Here is a 15,135-nt window from a genome sequence, read left to right as displayed (position 1 = left end):
CATTTTTGGAAGAGATGAGGATGGATATAAAGATGAGAATACTTGTTGTGGGTGGCGGCGGACGGGAACACGCTATTGCTGCTGCACTGTCAAAAAATACGAATACTGAACTCTACTGCGTAATGGCCAAGAAAAATCCAGGGATCGCAAAACTCTGCCGTGAGGTTTTGATCCATGCGGAGACCGACGCCGAAGCAGTCGTAGCATTTGCAAAACAGCACAATATCAGATATGCTGTAATGGGCCCGGAAGCCCCGCTCGCCTCAGGCGTCTCTGACGCGCTGAGAGCTGCCGGCATCGGCTGCGTCGGCCCGTCAAAAAATGCCGCACGCATCGAAACCGATAAAGGATTCTGTCGCAGTCTGATGCAGAAACATAAAATCGACGGATGTCCGGCATACGAACTCTGCCAGACTCCTGAAGAGGCCGCCGAGTACATCAGAGCTTACCCCGGCGACCTCGCCGTAAAACCGACCGGTCTTACCGGCGGCAAAGGCGTGAAAGTCATGGGCGAACAGGTTGACCGCGAAGGAGCGGTCGAGTATGCGATGACCCTCAAAAATCAGACGATCATTCTGGAAGAGCGGCTGCTTGGCGAAGAGTTCACCCTGATGGCATTCGTGGACGGAAAAACTCTCGTTCCGATGCCGCTCGTGCAGGATCACAAACGCGCGTTCGACGGCGACAAAGGCCCCAACACCGGCGGCATGGGTTCCTACACGCTCGCAGACCACAAGTTCCCGTTCGTAACCGATGCAGATTATGCCGCAGCGTTTTCGATCATGCAGGCAACCGTTGACGCGCTCGCCAAGGAGGGATGCCCGTACCAAGGAGTGCTCTACGGCCAGTTCATGAACACAGCATCAGGCCCGAAGGTGATCGAGTACAATGCTCGGTTCGGCGACCCTGAAGCGATGAACGTGCTGACCCTGCTTGAGTCGGACTTTGTAACCATTGCAGAGCACATCATCGCAGGAACGCTCTCGGCAAAGGATGTCTCGTTTGCAAACAAAGCGACGGTCTGCAAGTATATTGTGCCGCAGGATTACCCGGATAACCCGCACGCAGGCGATAAAATCACAGTCGGCGCACATGAGAACACGATTCTCTACTACGCAAATGTGGTTGAAGAGAACGGCGTTCTTAAGACCCAGACCTCGCGAACGATGGCGTTCGTTGGGGTTGGGAGCACACTCGCTGACGCTGAGGCAGCAGCAGAAACTGCATGCAGAAACGTCTCCGGCAACGTCCGTCACCGGACTGATGTTGGAACTGAAGCACTGTTTGCCAAGAGGATCGCACACATGAAGGAGCTGCGTGGATGAAGAAGGATTTTTTATCGATCACAGACCTCTCCCGCGAAGAGTATGATGATATTCTGACGCTTGCAGCCAGGCTGAAGCGCCAGCGGTATGCAGGTGTTCCTCACCCGCTGCTTGCAGGAAAGACGCTGGCGATGATCTTTGAGAAGGCATCAACCAGAACACGAATTTCGTTTGATGTGGGTATGTATGATCTCGGCGGATACGCGCTGTACCTGAACTCGCGGGACACGCAGCTTGGACGCGGTGAAACGATTGCAGATACCGCGCGGGTGATGTCGCGGTATGTGCACGGGGTAATCATGCGGACGTTTCAACATGAGACGATTACGGAGTTTGCGAAGTATTCGTCGGTTCCTGTTATCAATGCGCTTTCCGACAAGGAGCATCCCTGCCAGATTATGGCGGACTCACTGACGCTGAAGGAGAAGTTCGGGGATCTTCAGGATCTGAAGATCGCATGGATTGGTGACGGAAACAATGTCTGCAACTCGCTGATTATGGCGTCGGTTCAGACCGGTATGGAGATTGCCGTGGCAACGCCAAAAGGGTACGAGCCTGATCCACAGGCTGTGCAGTTTGCACGCGATAATGGTGGTAAAATTGTTACCTATGATGATCCAACCAAAGCGGTTGCTGATGCGCACGCGATTTATACGGATACCTGGATCTCGATGGGCGAGGAGGATATCAAGGATATGAAGCTGAAGGATTTCAACGGGTTCTGCCTTGATATGCCGCTCCTGAAGCGGGCTGCACCTGATGCAATTGTGCTCCATTGCCTTCCGGCCCACCGCGGTGAGGAGATTACGGATGAGGTGCTTGATTCGATGCAGAGCGGTGTGTGGGATCAGGCGGAAAACCGTCTGCACGCACAGAAGGCAGTTCTTGTGCGGCTGATGGGACAAAATATCTAATTTTTTTTAACCACAGGACAATCTTTGTCGCTTTGACATTTGTCATTGATGATTTTTCCGATGAGGAGAATATTTTTTTTTGTTTTGTTGATTTTCGACCGCGATGAGTGATATTTATCTGATGAGTTCCAAATATAAACAACATGGGTGCGGAGAGCAGCACATCAGTCAGGATCACGGCTGGTGGCTGCGGAGGGGCTTGACCTGTTTTTTTTAGGATGACAAAGTGACAAATGTCAAACGCCAAATATTCGAGCTTTTGGATATTGGGGGTGTTGTTTATTAACCCCCTGCCCCCCACGGAAAGCACGGAGCAGACAGAAGACGCACAGAAAAAACATCACTGAGAGGCGTGAACATCACAGAATCCAAAAACAATGCATTTCCGTGATGTTCACGTCTGCTCCGTGATGTTTTTCTGTGAAATTTCGTGTTTTCCGCTTTTCCGTGGGCGGAGCTACGATGAACGTTAGTTGTCAATAAACGAATTTATGAACAAAACCACTCTTTTATCACATAAAAATAAAAAAATTACACCCGCACGACCGGAACAGAAATCCCGCTCTCCTCAGCAAACAGCCGTGCCCGCAGCTCCACGCGGTCCAGCATTCCTCCGCAGGTCAGAATCAGCGTATCTTCGCCGGTCATCGCCGCAAGCAGGCACTTATCCACAACACCATAGGTATAATCCGGTGAATGACCCGCATCATGACAGAAACGCTTTGCCCGCGTCCCCATCGCTCCCGTGCGGCAGGAAGAATGCTCAACACACAGCGTATCAAGCCCTTCTTTCGTGAGAACATCAGTATCTGCAACAAACACCGTGCCGAACTTTCGCTCTTTCGGCGGAACTCCCTCAATCAGCTGCGTCATCTCAGGAATTCCCTTCGGTGGCACATCAGCACCCACCAGACTCCTGCGGGAAAGCTCCATATACAAATCCAGCAGAACCGGCGGCGTCAGTCGGGCAGAGCGCATCAGTTCGCGGTCCGTAAACACCGCAGCAGGCGTTCCCTGATGCAGCAGCTCTCCACCGCCCAGCAAAATCACCTCATCAGCCCAGCGGTACGCAAGCTCCACATCATGTGTGGACAACAGAATCGTTGTTCCATCCTCATGCAGCTCATCCAAAAGATCCATGATCTCAGCTGCAGTAGCAGGATCCAGCGACGCCGTCGGCTCATCAGCCACCAAAATCTCCGGCTTCATCGCCAAAATTCCTGCAATCGCCACACGTTTTTTCTCCCCGCCTGACAGATGATGCGGCGCACGCCGCTCATAGCCGGCGAGACCCACCGCAAACAGCGCATCAGAAACCCGCGTCTTGATCTCATCTTCAGGCAGCCGCAGATTCGCCGGCCCGAACGCCACATCCGCATACACACTCGGCGCAAACACCTGCGCATCCGAGTTCTGAAACACCAACCCGACCGCTGTCCTGACACGCCGGAGAGCCGCACGGTCATACTCGACCTCAGCTCCGTCGATTCGCACAGACCCTTTTTCCGGCACAAGCGTCCCGTTGCACATCAGAAGAAGCGTCGTCTTGCCGGCCCCGTTCGGGCCGACAACAGCCACCTTCTTACCGCGTTCAACCGAAAACGAAATCCCCGAAAGCGACGGGGGTCGGGCAGGGTACGAGTACCACACATCATCAAACTCTAAAACATAATCGCTCATACAAACCTCCATTCAAAGATCAACAGCAGAAACGCCGCAGCTAAAAACACCGTGACCGCGAACACGGACGCGGGCGTCGCACGGCTCTCTTCCTCAGGCAGCACCATACACCCGTCATAACAGCGGGAGTCCATCGACAAAAATATCGACTCGCCGCGATCCCAGGTTCTGATAAACAGCATCGAGGCAAGCATCGAAAACGAACTGATCCAGTTCCTGAACGAACCATACCCGCCACGCATCACCTGCGCATTGTGGATGCTGATGGCTTCTCCGATAAACACAAAGATGTACCGGTAAATCAGCATCGCCAGATCCACAAACTCCTGCGGGAACCGCAGACTCTTCAGAACCTCAAACAGCGAGGTCATCGGTGTTGTGAGCGCCAGGAAGTAGAGACAGCACATACCGGCAAACGTTCGCGACAGCACGAGAACCGCAAGTGCAACAGAGTTGGTGGTGATCGAAAGATGCAGGGGACCGATCGTGAAAAGATCCACCAGCGTCTCACCGCCGCCGGTGATGAAAAGAATCACCAGAGCTCCGGTGCCGGCGAATGCAACCGGAATCATCAGAAGAGAGGAGTAGAGGTGCAGACTTACCTTCGCAAGCAGGAAGGATGCGGCGATCATTACCGCGGCAATAAACAGCGGAACATACGGCAGCGGTGACGTCACGGCGATGATAATCGCCGTGATGCACAGCACCAGCTTCAGCCATGCGGGAACATGCCGCAGCGGGCTTGCCATTGCCGCATCGTCAAGAATGTGTTCATCGAAGATGGTGTGTTTCTGCTCGCCGCATCTTCCTTTGCCGCAGTTGGTCCGGTAGCGCAACCAGTACAGGCATGCGATCACAATCACAGTTCCAAGAGCTGCCTGCAAAGCAAACAGCCAGCCGTGCATCTCTTCAGAGAACAGACTGCCTGCTTCAAACCAGGGAACAACACCGGTTCCTTCAAGTGTGCCGGCAACGATGTCATCGGTTCCGGGCTGGGCTCCATACACCGCAAACGAGAATGCGAGAACTGCTGTAATCAGAACAACAAGAATGCCGACCCACACCCATTTGCGGGAGTTGGGCAGTGCGGTCTCGGCATCACAGACGCCGCCGAGAGTTTTGGTTTCCGTGCGGGAAAGAATGCCAAGGCTCACGAAAATTTCCGGCTTTACGGTGATGACCAGCCGCATCAGAAGCACGATGGCAATTCCTTCGACTACGGCGAGCGGAATCTGGGTGATGCCGAATATTCCAATATAGAGGAGAAATGTTGCGAGAATGCCTCCGTCTGCGGCAGGGTAGGCAAGAGCAAGCTGTAGCGAAGTCATCGCGTACGTTGCGAGGTCTGCGGCAGCCGCGGCAGAGAACATGGTTATGGTAAAACCACGCACCGAAAATGCAGGAGTGATCAAGTGGCCGACCCGGAATATCAGGCAGGCGGCGAGCGGTCCAATGACTCCCATCGCAACAATGTTTGCGCCAAGCGTCGTGAGACCTCCGTGCGCAAGAAAGAGTGCCTGAAACACGAGAACGACCGTACAAAAGACAGAGGTGATCGCAGGCCCGAACAATACTGCGCCAAATCCGGTGCCGGTCGGGTGGGAGGACGATCCCAGGGATGGTATTTTAAGTGATGAGAGTATAAACACAAATGCACCGGCGAGTCCGAGAAGAGGAAGAGTTTCGGGACGCTGCCGTACAAGCTTCGTGAAGGCGGCGATGCCTGCAACGACGCAGATTGCGGCAACTATAGTCCAGATTTGCCACCAAGGCCCGGGAAGAAAACCTTCCATGATATGCATAGGTCAAAAACACCAATTTATTTGCCGTAGCAAAATATTACTATAGTAATTTCAGACACAACGATTTAAGGTATGCGATTATGAGGGATGATGCAGGCTCAAGATTTTTGAATACAACAAAGCGTCCGAGGGAAGAAAATATGACCACGATTCCAAGAATTGTGATTGCCGGAACGCACAGCGGATGCGGGAAGACGACGACGGCGTCAGGCATTATGGCAGCGCTCACTGCCCGCGGTCTGGTGGTGCAGCCGTTCAAGGTCGGACCGGATTTCATTGATCCTTCGCATCACACGGTTGTCTGCGGCCGCGAGTCGCGGAATCTTGATCCGTTTATGATTGGAGAGGAGGGAGTCCGTGACTGTTTTGTGCAGGCATGCGAGGGAGCAGACATTGCGGTTATTGAAGGAGTGATGGGGCTGTATGACGGTGTGGACGGGTCAGATTGTTCGAGCACGGCGCATGTGGCGCGGCTGCTTGATGCACAAATAATTCTGGTTGTTGATGTGAAGGGGATGTCACGCAGTGCTGCGGCATTGGTAAAGGGCTACGCTGAGTATGATCCAAAACTGAAATTTGCCGGCGTGATTATGACGAAGGGAGGGTCTGACCGGCATCGTACTATGGCGACGACTCATATCACGCTGCCGCTGCTTGGATGGATGCCGAGGTCGGATGCTCTTCTGGTGGAGAGCCGACATCTTGGTCTGGTGATGGGAGAGGAGGATGCCCGCATGAGATTTGTCGGAGATTTTGTGGAGGAGCGCTGTAATCTTGATGCGATTCTTGCGGCGGCAGAGGAGACGAGCGAGATCTCTTCGCAGGTTCAGAAATTCAGCCGCAAAGACGCGAACATCAAGGTGGCTGTGGCCATGGATGCGGCGTTCTGTTTTTACTACCGCGACAACTTCGATTATCTGCGAGCCGCTGGAGCTGAGCTGAGCTTTTTTTCGCCAGTCAGTGATGCGCTGCCGGAAGCTGATGCGTATTATTTTGGCGGCGGGTATCCTGAGCTTTATGCCGAGGCACTGTCTCGTTCACGGTGCAGAAACGATCTTGTGCGGGCGGCTGATGCAGGCAAACCGATCTTTGGTGAGTGCGGCGGTTTGATGTGGCTGTCCCGTAGTATTACAACAGCGGACGGAGCAGTTCACAAAATGGCAGGGCTGATTGATGCGGACGCGGTGATGGAGAAACGGTTTGTTGCCCTGAACTATGTGGTCGGGAAAACGGTTGCAGGTTCAGCGGTCTTTCCTTCGGATATGTCGTTCCGCGGCCATGAGTTCCATTACTCGCGAACCATACCGGATGCGGACGTGCGGTATCTGTTTGCTCTTGAACGGGGAGCAGGTATTGACGGGCGCGGAAACGACGGGGCGGTAGCGGGAACGACGGTTGCCGGCTACACGCATATGTACTTCGGGAGAGATGGGGCTGAGGCGTTCTGCCGGATGAGATTTTGAAACGCGAATAGTGCGAGTCGCATGCCTACGGCCTGCTCACCGCTTCGCGGAATAAAAAAATCGCCAATGGCGATTTTTCAAAAAAAAAGAAATTTTTGTTTTTTTGCTTCTGAACGAGGAGATGTGTCTAAAAATAAATACTGTTCGTAAATTTCAAAAATCGCCATTGGCGATTTTTTATTCGCGCTATTCGCGTTTTATTACGTGAAGCGGTGAGCAGGCATACCATTCGCGTTCCTTTCCAAAAAAAGAGAGAATGAATTCACCCGCGGTTTACCGGCAAATCCGACACAGGCAGCGTCTGCATCACCCGCAAAGCAGTATAATACTCCATATTGTTCACACAGCCCGGATCCGGGGCGAGATGGTTGCCGAAGTAACCGTAAGCACGGGCACGGCACCCGCCACAGTGATACCGGTACTCGCAGGAACCGCAGCCGCCCTCAACCTTATCCTTGTTTCGCAGATCAGTAAGCAGCGGGTCATGCTTCCAGAGCTCCTCCAAGTTCGCGGTCCGCACATTTCCAATCGATTTCGGGAAAAATACACAAGGATCAATATCCCCGTTCGCACGAATCGCCATATAGAATCTTCCTGCACCGCAGCCGCCCACAAACTCGGTCAGCCCGAACAGAGCACCGTCAACCTCCTGATTGCAGAAGTGCGTCGGAACCATAACTGCCCCTCCGGCACAGGACTGCTGAAGTGCGACGCGGGCAAACTGCGGAGCGGTTGTCAGCACCTGACACTTTGAATTTTTGTTTCGCTCAAACAGCATCTGCAGCATATCCTCGCGTTCATACGGGCTCAGATCCGTATCAATCATATCCTGACCGCGGCCGGTCGGCACAAAATTATAGGCCATCACCCAGTTCACGCCAAGCTCCTCACAGAGATCGATAATGCTTGGAATCTGATCATAGTTGGACTTCGTTGCGGTCGTGGAAATATTGACAAAAAATCCTGCATCAACCGCGTTCCGAACACCGGCAATAGTTCGGTCAAACGCGCCGGAAATTCCGCGGAACTCATCATGGGTTCGTGCATCCGCACCGTCAATACTGATTTGCACATACTCGGCCCCCGCGTCCCGCAGCTCCTTTGCTCGGGCCTCGGTAATCAGCGTACCGTTCGTTGCCAGGGCAACATACATTCCTTTCTTGCGTGCATGGCGAATCAGATCCAAAATATCAGGGCGTGACAGCGGTTCGCCGCCGGAGAATGCGATCACCGCAACACCGAGCCGTGCCAGCCGATCAATCAGATCCAGCGCCTCAGCTGTCGTCAGTTCATCGTCAAGCACTTTTCCGGCGGACGCATAACAGTGTTGGCATCGGAGATTACAGCGATGAGTTACATCCCACACAACCTGAAACGGCGCTCCCGGAACAAACGGGCGGCGGACGCCGAACTCGGCAATGCCTTTCATCACCGACACAAGACCCCTGCGCCAGTAAGCATCCTGAAAGGTCTTTTTCATATCGCCTTCGGTCACGCCAAACTTTCTCGCTCCGGTCTTGATAATAAACGCAGCCTCGCGGGAAGCCCTGCGGCACTTCGGGCAGGCATCATCCCGCAGACCAAGATACTGCTCAAGCGCAATCTCTAGGCGGTTGCCGCCGCACTCCTCGCACTCGCCACTCATTCCGGCAATTATTCTCCTCGACAGAGGATTACCGATCAACACACTCAGGATATTGATGCTGGTCTCGGTTTCCATTTATATCACTAATGGAAAACATCAGTTGTAAAGTAATAAATACCGATGGAAGGTGACAAAATGCAGGAAAACAAAAGTATTAGTAGGATATTTTCTCGTTGACGCACGCCATATCAACATTTCGTAAGTGACAGTGTTGCCTACTTAAGTCCTGCCGCCCACGGAAAAACGGATCGCATGCCTTCCACACACCGTTCCGTCGTGTTTAACTCCTCCTTTCAGGAGTCGTTTCGGCCTGCTTACCGCTTCGCGGGAACACACGGAGCTTCACAGAAAAACATCACTGAGAGGCGTGGACATCACGGGGATAAATATTTTAGAATAGGAGTTACGCGGTGTGATGTCAAGGAAAATTTATCCGTTTTTTTTCTGAAAAATGTTGATCGGGTTAGTGGCGAGTGGGAACTACGAGAAAAAAACCGGCACGGATTCACACAGATGTTTAATTTGCCAATTGCTGTTATCTTGCGTTCGACCGGGACTCCGGCTAATCGCCTGCGTCCTTTTCGACCTCACTGGATAACAGCTGGCAAATTTGGAATCCGTGTGAATCCGTGGCGATTTTTTTCTCGCGAGGCAACACTTCATCACTCAACAGTACACCGCGTAACTCCTATTCTAAAATATTTATCCCCGTGATGTTCACGCCTCTCAGTGATGTTTTTTTCTGTGCGTCTTCCGCTTTTCCGTTTTTCTGTGGGCGGAGCTGATCAACCTCAAACTGTGTTCACCAATAAACGAATTTATGGAAAAAAACCGAAAAAAAAGAAAGGAAAAAAAATCAGGCAACGTGGATGTACTTTGCAACAAGCTCGGCAAACGCCTCGGTGTTGCCAAGCAGCTTGTCAGAAAGTCCCTTGTCATTGAATGCCTTCAGCTTCTTTGCCTGGGAATCAATCACGCCAGCCGGGAAAATGCCGTCCTTCTCAAACAGTGCACGTTTTGCCAGAAGCACGTCCGCAGACTCAGAGCAGGATGCAGGAAGCTGCCTTAAAGTCTTTAAGAAAGCCGCATACTCTTTGTTGAAGATATTGCCGCTTGCATACAGTTTCTGTGCCTGATCAAGCGCGTCAGGCATCGCAAAACCATGCATCGCACCAAGAATCAGACAGGCGACCGTCTCATAGATATCTGCCGAGCCGTCGGCAACACGGTACTCAAACGTCTGCTTGGAGGTCTTGTTCGCCTTGCGGTGGATGCCGTAATTTGCATCAGCTGCCATATCGGTCGAACCGGTCCAGCCGAGCGGCACGCGAACCACCACAGACCGGTTCCGGTCACCCCAGCAGATGTAGGTCGGTGCTTCCTGATGCGGAACAAGTCTCAGGTACGAAGTCGGGATCGGATTGCCAAACGCTGTGACCGCGTCGCCGACATCAAGAATGCCTGCGATCATCTGCTTTGCAATATCTGACAGCACGCCGTCCTTTATCATCATATTTTTGCCGTTCTTTTCGGCAAGCATGTGGAAGTGCAGGCCGGAACCAGCTTTGCCGACGGTGATCTTCGGCGCATACGAGACCTCAACACCATATTTGTAGCCAAGCATGCGAAGCGCCCATTTGGCAACAGCAATCATCTCAACCGCGAGGATTGGATCGGTTGGCAGGAACTCAATCTCATGCTGCTCATAGTAGTAGCCGTCTTTCGTGAAGCAGCCCACTTCCGAGTGACCGTACTTGATTTTGCCGCCGGCACGGGCAACCATCTGCATAGCTTCGGTCCGCATCTCTTCAAATTTGCAAAACGGGCCGGACGCATGGTAGCCTTTCTGATCAAGGCCTGGGTAGAGGGAGTCCTCGGGACAGATAACATAGTACTCAAGCTCGCCGAAACACTTGAAGTCCATGCCGGTATTTTTCTTGAAAGCATCGCGGGCACAGCGGAGGATGTACTCCGGCGACGAGGCAAGCGGTCTGCCTTGGTTATCGTAATAGGAACAGAGGATGTTTAAGGTCGGCATCTCTTCAAACGGGTCCATGAATGCAGTGGCATACCGCGGAACAACGTAGAGGTCAGAGCTTCCCGCTTCGATAAACGGAAAAATATTGCTGCCGTCAACACGCTCTCCATCCGAAAGAATCGTATCCAGATATTCTTTGGATGAGATGACAAAGTTCAGGGTCTTCAGTTTGCCGTCGCCTGCAACATACCGGAAATTCACCATCTCAACGGCCATTTCCTCACAGAAACGGATGATATCTTCTTTGGTAAATTCAGCAGGATCTTTCTTTAGGAACTGTACCAGATCGCTGGGATTCATCAGTATTTCTGAGTCGTTCATTGCGGTAAATATTCGAAGGGACGACATAAATATTCAACCATGCGAAAGTCAGACCAAAGGGAAAAGAAGGCAATTACTGTCGAAAAAAATAATGAGGGACGGGGCGCCCGCACATCAGGACTCAGCGTTTATGGCGATGCCTGATACAAGGAACCAGGTGTCATCGATCGGCAGGACATACATGAGCGTTATCTGATTTTCACCGAGGTCGCGGTTTGGATAATACTCGTACACCATACCACCGCCCGAGTTTGCCATCACCATCAGATCACGACCAAAGGATCCGCCGTAGATATCGGTAGCGCTCGCAATATTGTTGCCGATAAGCTCAGGGTCGTAGGGACGGGCAAGCACGATGCCTGTAGAGTCAACCGCAACGAGCTTGATGTTATCATCGAAAAATTGGCCGTTCGGGGTATTCAATGCCGCAATCGTCGCATCTTTGCCGTTAACAGCAGCATACTGGGCAACATGGCGGGTATACTCAATCATGGCATTATTAAGTTCAGGGTCCACGTACTTTGCTTTTTCGTCCATATAGCTGCCGGCGGAAACGAACCAGGTGTCGTCAATCGGCACGACATAGGAAAGTTTTACCTCAATCTCCTGATTTTGCATATGGCTGGGGCAGAGATACATTCCATAACCTCCTCCCTGCTTGGCACGCTGAACCAGAGTCCGAATGGTTGGAACGCCGTTTGCATCCTTATTAGCGATCAGGTTCACGCCGAGATCGCCAGGCATCATCGCGCTTGCAAGGATGGTGCCGTTGAAATCAATTGCGGTGATGGCGTACTCCTGAGTGACAAACTGGCCGTTCGGATCATTGATGGCAGCGAGTGTCGCGTCTTTACCGTTTTTGACCGCATACAAATATGCGGACTGGACAAATTCTTCGAGTGTTTTGTCGGTGTTTGATGTGGGACTTGGAACAAGCTGCTGTTGAGCAGTTTGTGTACCGACCACAACGGTAAGGGGGCCGGTTTTTGTTTCAAGTGTATCCCATGCCGCGGCAAGGGTGATGTACCTCATACTGCCATAGCTGTAGGTGGAGTAGACTGTAGTACCGTTTTTGGTGGAGATCATTTTCTCAAGTGCGGCAGCCGTTTCATACTGACCGAATGCACGTGCAGCCGAAATTGCATTCTGTCCAATGTTTTTGGAATCATCAGAGTAGAGAACGACACCATTCTCATCCAGAATCATGGCAAGAACTTCGTCACGCGGCAACTCTGAACGTGCCGGAATGACGAGTATTTTAGACATAGGGTCAAGGTAATACCAGAGGAAACCATCGTAGGCCCCATTTCTGGTGTAGACTGGAACAATGACTGACATCTGGAATTCACCAGTGTCTCTCTGGCAAATATCCTGGTATGCCAGAGTTGAGAAATTTTGCGGATCAAATTCCAGTGAGGGTATCTGATAGCCTACCGGGAACATTGCAGTTTTGGGAGCAGCGGCAGCCACGACGTTGTCAGCAGTGATCCGGTACACGGACAGGGAACTGGGATTATGTACATACAAGTCACTGAGGCTGGCGGAGACTTCAGGACTGTCAGGGGCAAAGTCAGACTGATACTCTGCTGCAGCAAAAAGGGAGTTCCCAAGCTCGGATGTACTATTGCCGACGCTTTGAGTAAATATGTGCACGAGCTTTATCTGCTCAATATAATCGCCGGATTCGTCAGACTGATCTGACGGCAAAGGAAGAATGCAACCTGCTATGCAGACTGACATTACCACAAAGATGCCAAGTGCCAGACATACCAGATATTTCATGCCGTTATTTTACCCCCAATGATAATACTCATTACATTAGTTGTGTATCTATATAGAAATTGGCACCAGGTACTTCTGAATGAAAAAATAACGGTTATGATTTTTGGATGAAATAGAGTGAGTGGTGCTTCACTGCTTTGGCAATAGCCACCTTCGGTTTGTCGTCACCTGCAACATACCGGAAATTCACCATCTCAATGGCCATTTCCTCACAGAAACTGATGATATCTTCTTTGATAAATTCAGCAGGATCTTTCTTCAGGAACTGTACCAGATCACTTAGATTCATCAATATTTCTGAGTCGTTCATTGCGGTAAAATATTCGAAGGAACAACACAAATATTCAACCATGTGATAGTCGGATCGATCATAAAAAAAAGGCAGTTGCTGTCGAAAAAATGGGGAGGGATGGAAATCGCCCACGTCAGGGACATGCAGTCATGGTAATGCCTGAGGAAAGGAACCAAGTGTTGTCAACCGGTAGGACATAGATGAGCGTCATCTCATTTTCATTGGTGTACCTGTTGGGATAATACTGATATATCATACCACCACCGGAGTTTGCCATCACCGTCAGGTCGCGGCCAAGCGATACGCCGTAGATATCGGTAACGTTCTGAAGGTTGGTACCGATAAGTTCAGGATTGAAAGGACGGGCAAAAACGGTACCGTTTGAGTCAGTCGCAACGAGCCGAATGTCCTCGCGGTAAAACTGACCGTGTGGTGTATTCAGCGCCGTAATTGCCGCATCTTTACCGTTGATCGCGGCATACTGGGCAACCTGACGGGTGTACTCGATCATGGTATTGCGAAGCAGCGGATCCACATACTTTGCTTTATTATCCGTATAGTTGCCGGCAACAATGAACCAGGTGTCGTCAACCGGCATGACATACGAGAGTTTTACTTTTATCTCCTCATTCTGCATATGGTCAGGATACAGATACATGGCGTAACCTCCACCCTGTTTTGCCCGCTGGACCAGTGTCTTAACGGTTGGAACACCGTTTGCGTCGGTGTCTGTGATCAAGTTCACGCCGACGTCACCGGGAAGCATCGCGTTTGCAAGAATGGTTCCGTTGATATCGACCGCAGTGATGGTGTACTCCTGCGTGACAAACAGGCTTTCAGGATCATTGAAGGCGGCGACTGCCGCGTCTTTGCCGTTTTTGACTGCATACAGGTACGCGGCCCGGGCAAACTCTTCGAGGGTTTTGTCGGTGCTCGAGGAAGGGCGCGGAACGAGTTGCTGTTCAGAAGTTTTTTTGCCGACCACAAAGGTGAGGGGACCGATTCTCGTTTCAAGCGTGTCCCATGCCACTGCAAGGGTGACATATTTCATACTGCCGAAGCTGTAAGTGGAGTAGGATGCAGTACCGTTAGTGGTTGAGATCATTCTCTCGAGGACAGCTACCGTTTCATCCTGACCTGACACATTTGCCAGTTGAATGGCATTTTGTCCGATGTGTTTGGTTTCGTCAGAGTACAGAACATTTCCATTCTCATCCAGAATCATGACGGTGAATCCTTCACGCGGTAGTTCCGGCCGTGATGGGCTGACGAATGTCTTGGTTTTCGGATCAAGGATAAGGCAGAGGAGACCATCATAGGTTCCGTTTCCGGTGTATATCGGAACCAGAATGGACACCCGGGTTTCGCCAGTGTTCTCTCTGTGGTAAAGACCCATGTATGCCGGACTGGAGAGGTTGTGCGGATCAAAGTCCAGTGCAGGTATATGGTACCCTATCCGGGGCGCCGCAGACTCGGGAACTGCGGCAACCACGACATTGTCGGCATTTATCCGGTAAATGGATGAAGAACCGGGGTTGTCCACGTACAAATCACTCAGACTTGCGATGACCTCAGGGCTGTCGGCAGCAAAATCAGACTGGTACTCTGCTGCGGCAAAGAGTGAGTCGCCAAGATCAGTGATCTGATTGTCGATGCTGAGAACAAGTTTGTGCGCAAATTCTATCTGTTCATCATAGTTGCCAGACAGGTCAGGCTGATCCTGCGGCAGAAAGACGCAGCCTGCCGTGCAGACTGACATCACCATGCAGATGCCAAGTATCAGACATATGAGATATTTCATGCCGTTATTACCACCACAATGCTAATATTTACTCTGTTAGCTGTGTTTCTATATAGAAATTGTCAAGAAATA

General features: G+C 51.5%; 10 protein-coding genes. 3 read left to right on the top strand and 7 right to left on the bottom strand.

Features of this window, described 5'->3' with window-relative positions; translation table 11 throughout:
* Positions 1–32: 32 nt before the first annotated feature.
* A complete protein-coding gene (purD, locus tag McpCs1_RS07435; protein ID WP_338096628.1) occupies positions 33–1,325 on the top strand; it encodes a phosphoribosylamine--glycine ligase in 1,293 nt (430 codons plus the stop codon).
* Positions 1,322–2,239 (top strand): ornithine carbamoyltransferase, encoded by a 918-nt coding sequence (gene argF / locus McpCs1_RS07430; protein ID WP_338096627.1) that lies wholly within the window; start codon positions 1,322–1,324, stop codon positions 2,237–2,239. Before purD ends, argF begins: the two co-directional genes overlap by 4 nt.
* A gap of 531 nt (positions 2,240–2,770) precedes the next feature.
* On the opposite strand, the gene McpCs1_RS07425 is transcribed toward argF, so the two are convergent.
* Both McpCs1_RS07425 and McpCs1_RS07420 read right to left on the bottom strand, forming a co-directional pair.
* Complete coding sequence (locus tag McpCs1_RS07425) at positions 2,771–3,919, bottom strand: energy-coupling factor ABC transporter ATP-binding protein (protein WP_338096626.1); 1,149 nt, start codon at positions 3,917–3,919, stop codon at positions 2,771–2,773.
* Positions 3,916–5,721 (bottom strand): energy-coupling factor ABC transporter permease, encoded by a 1,806-nt coding sequence (locus McpCs1_RS07420; RefSeq protein WP_338096625.1) that lies wholly within the window; start codon positions 5,719–5,721, stop codon positions 3,916–3,918. Before McpCs1_RS07420 ends, McpCs1_RS07425 begins: the two co-directional genes overlap by 4 nt.
* Positions 5,722–5,861: 140 nt before the next feature.
* On the opposite strand from McpCs1_RS07420, the gene McpCs1_RS07415 reads away from it, so the two are divergent.
* Entirely contained in the window at positions 5,862–7,184 is a 1,323-nt protein-coding gene (locus McpCs1_RS07415; protein ID WP_338096624.1) for a cobyrinic acid a,c-diamide synthase CobB, read from the top strand.
* A gap of 262 nt (positions 7,185–7,446) precedes the next feature.
* On the opposite strand, the gene McpCs1_RS07410 is transcribed toward McpCs1_RS07415, so the two are convergent.
* The 5 genes from McpCs1_RS07410 to McpCs1_RS07390 form a co-directional block, all read right to left on the bottom strand.
* A complete protein-coding gene (locus tag McpCs1_RS07410; protein WP_338096623.1) occupies positions 7,447–8,904 on the bottom strand; it encodes a radical SAM/SPASM domain-containing protein in 1,458 nt (485 codons plus the stop codon).
* 781 nt (positions 8,905–9,685) lie between these two features.
* The gene (locus McpCs1_RS07405) at positions 9,686–11,188 is read right to left on the bottom strand and encodes a glutamine synthetase family protein (RefSeq protein WP_338096622.1); all 1,503 of its coding nucleotides are present in this window, start codon (positions 11,186–11,188) and stop codon (positions 9,686–9,688) included.
* A gap of 114 nt (positions 11,189–11,302) precedes the next feature.
* A complete protein-coding gene (locus McpCs1_RS07400; RefSeq protein WP_338096621.1) occupies positions 11,303–12,970 on the bottom strand; it encodes a cache domain-containing protein in 1,668 nt (555 codons plus the stop codon).
* Between the two features lie 94 nt (positions 12,971–13,064).
* A complete protein-coding gene (locus McpCs1_RS07395) occupies positions 13,065–13,259 on the bottom strand; it encodes a hypothetical protein (protein WP_338096620.1) in 195 nt (64 codons plus the stop codon).
* A gap of 136 nt (positions 13,260–13,395) precedes the next feature.
* On the bottom strand, positions 13,396–15,063 hold the full coding sequence (locus McpCs1_RS07390; protein ID WP_338096619.1) for a cache domain-containing protein: 1,668 nt from the start codon (positions 15,061–15,063) through the stop codon (positions 13,396–13,398).
* Between the last annotated feature and the right edge of the window lie 72 nt (positions 15,064–15,135).

It is taken from the genome of Methanorbis rubei, from assembly GCF_032714495.1.
Lineage (GTDB): Archaea > Halobacteriota > Methanomicrobia > Methanomicrobiales > Methanocorpusculaceae > Methanocorpusculum > Methanocorpusculum rubei.
The sequence above is the reverse complement of the archived record's forward strand: the minus strand, read 5'-3'. Positions and strand labels throughout refer to the sequence as shown.

Coding starts and splice junctions, on each gene's coding strand:
- purD (WP_338096628.1), top strand. CDS start 33: ATGAGAATACTTGTTGTGGGTGGCGGCGGACGGGAACACGCTATTGCT.
- argF (WP_338096627.1), top strand. CDS start 1,322: ATGAAGAAGGATTTTTTATCGATCACAGACCTCTCCCGCGAAGAGTAT.
- McpCs1_RS07425 (WP_338096626.1), bottom strand. CDS start 3,919: ATGAGCGATTATGTTTTAGAGTTTGATGATGTGTGGTACTCGTACCCT.
- McpCs1_RS07420 (WP_338096625.1), bottom strand. CDS start 5,721: ATGCATATCATGGAAGGTTTTCTTCCCGGGCCTTGGTGGCAAATCTGG.
- McpCs1_RS07415 (WP_338096624.1), top strand. CDS start 5,862: ATGACCACGATTCCAAGAATTGTGATTGCCGGAACGCACAGCGGATGC.
- McpCs1_RS07410 (WP_338096623.1), bottom strand. CDS start 8,904: ATGGAAACCGAGACCAGCATCAATATCCTGAGTGTGTTGATCGGTAAT.
- McpCs1_RS07405 (WP_338096622.1), bottom strand. CDS start 11,188: ATGAACGACTCAGAAATACTGATGAATCCCAGCGATCTGGTACAGTTC.
- McpCs1_RS07400 (WP_338096621.1), bottom strand. CDS start 12,970: ATGAAATATCTGGTATGTCTGGCACTTGGCATCTTTGTGGTAATGTCA.
- McpCs1_RS07395 (WP_338096620.1), bottom strand. CDS start 13,259: ATGAATCTAAGTGATCTGGTACAGTTCCTGAAGAAAGATCCTGCTGAA.
- McpCs1_RS07390 (WP_338096619.1), bottom strand. CDS start 15,063: ATGAAATATCTCATATGTCTGATACTTGGCATCTGCATGGTGATGTCA.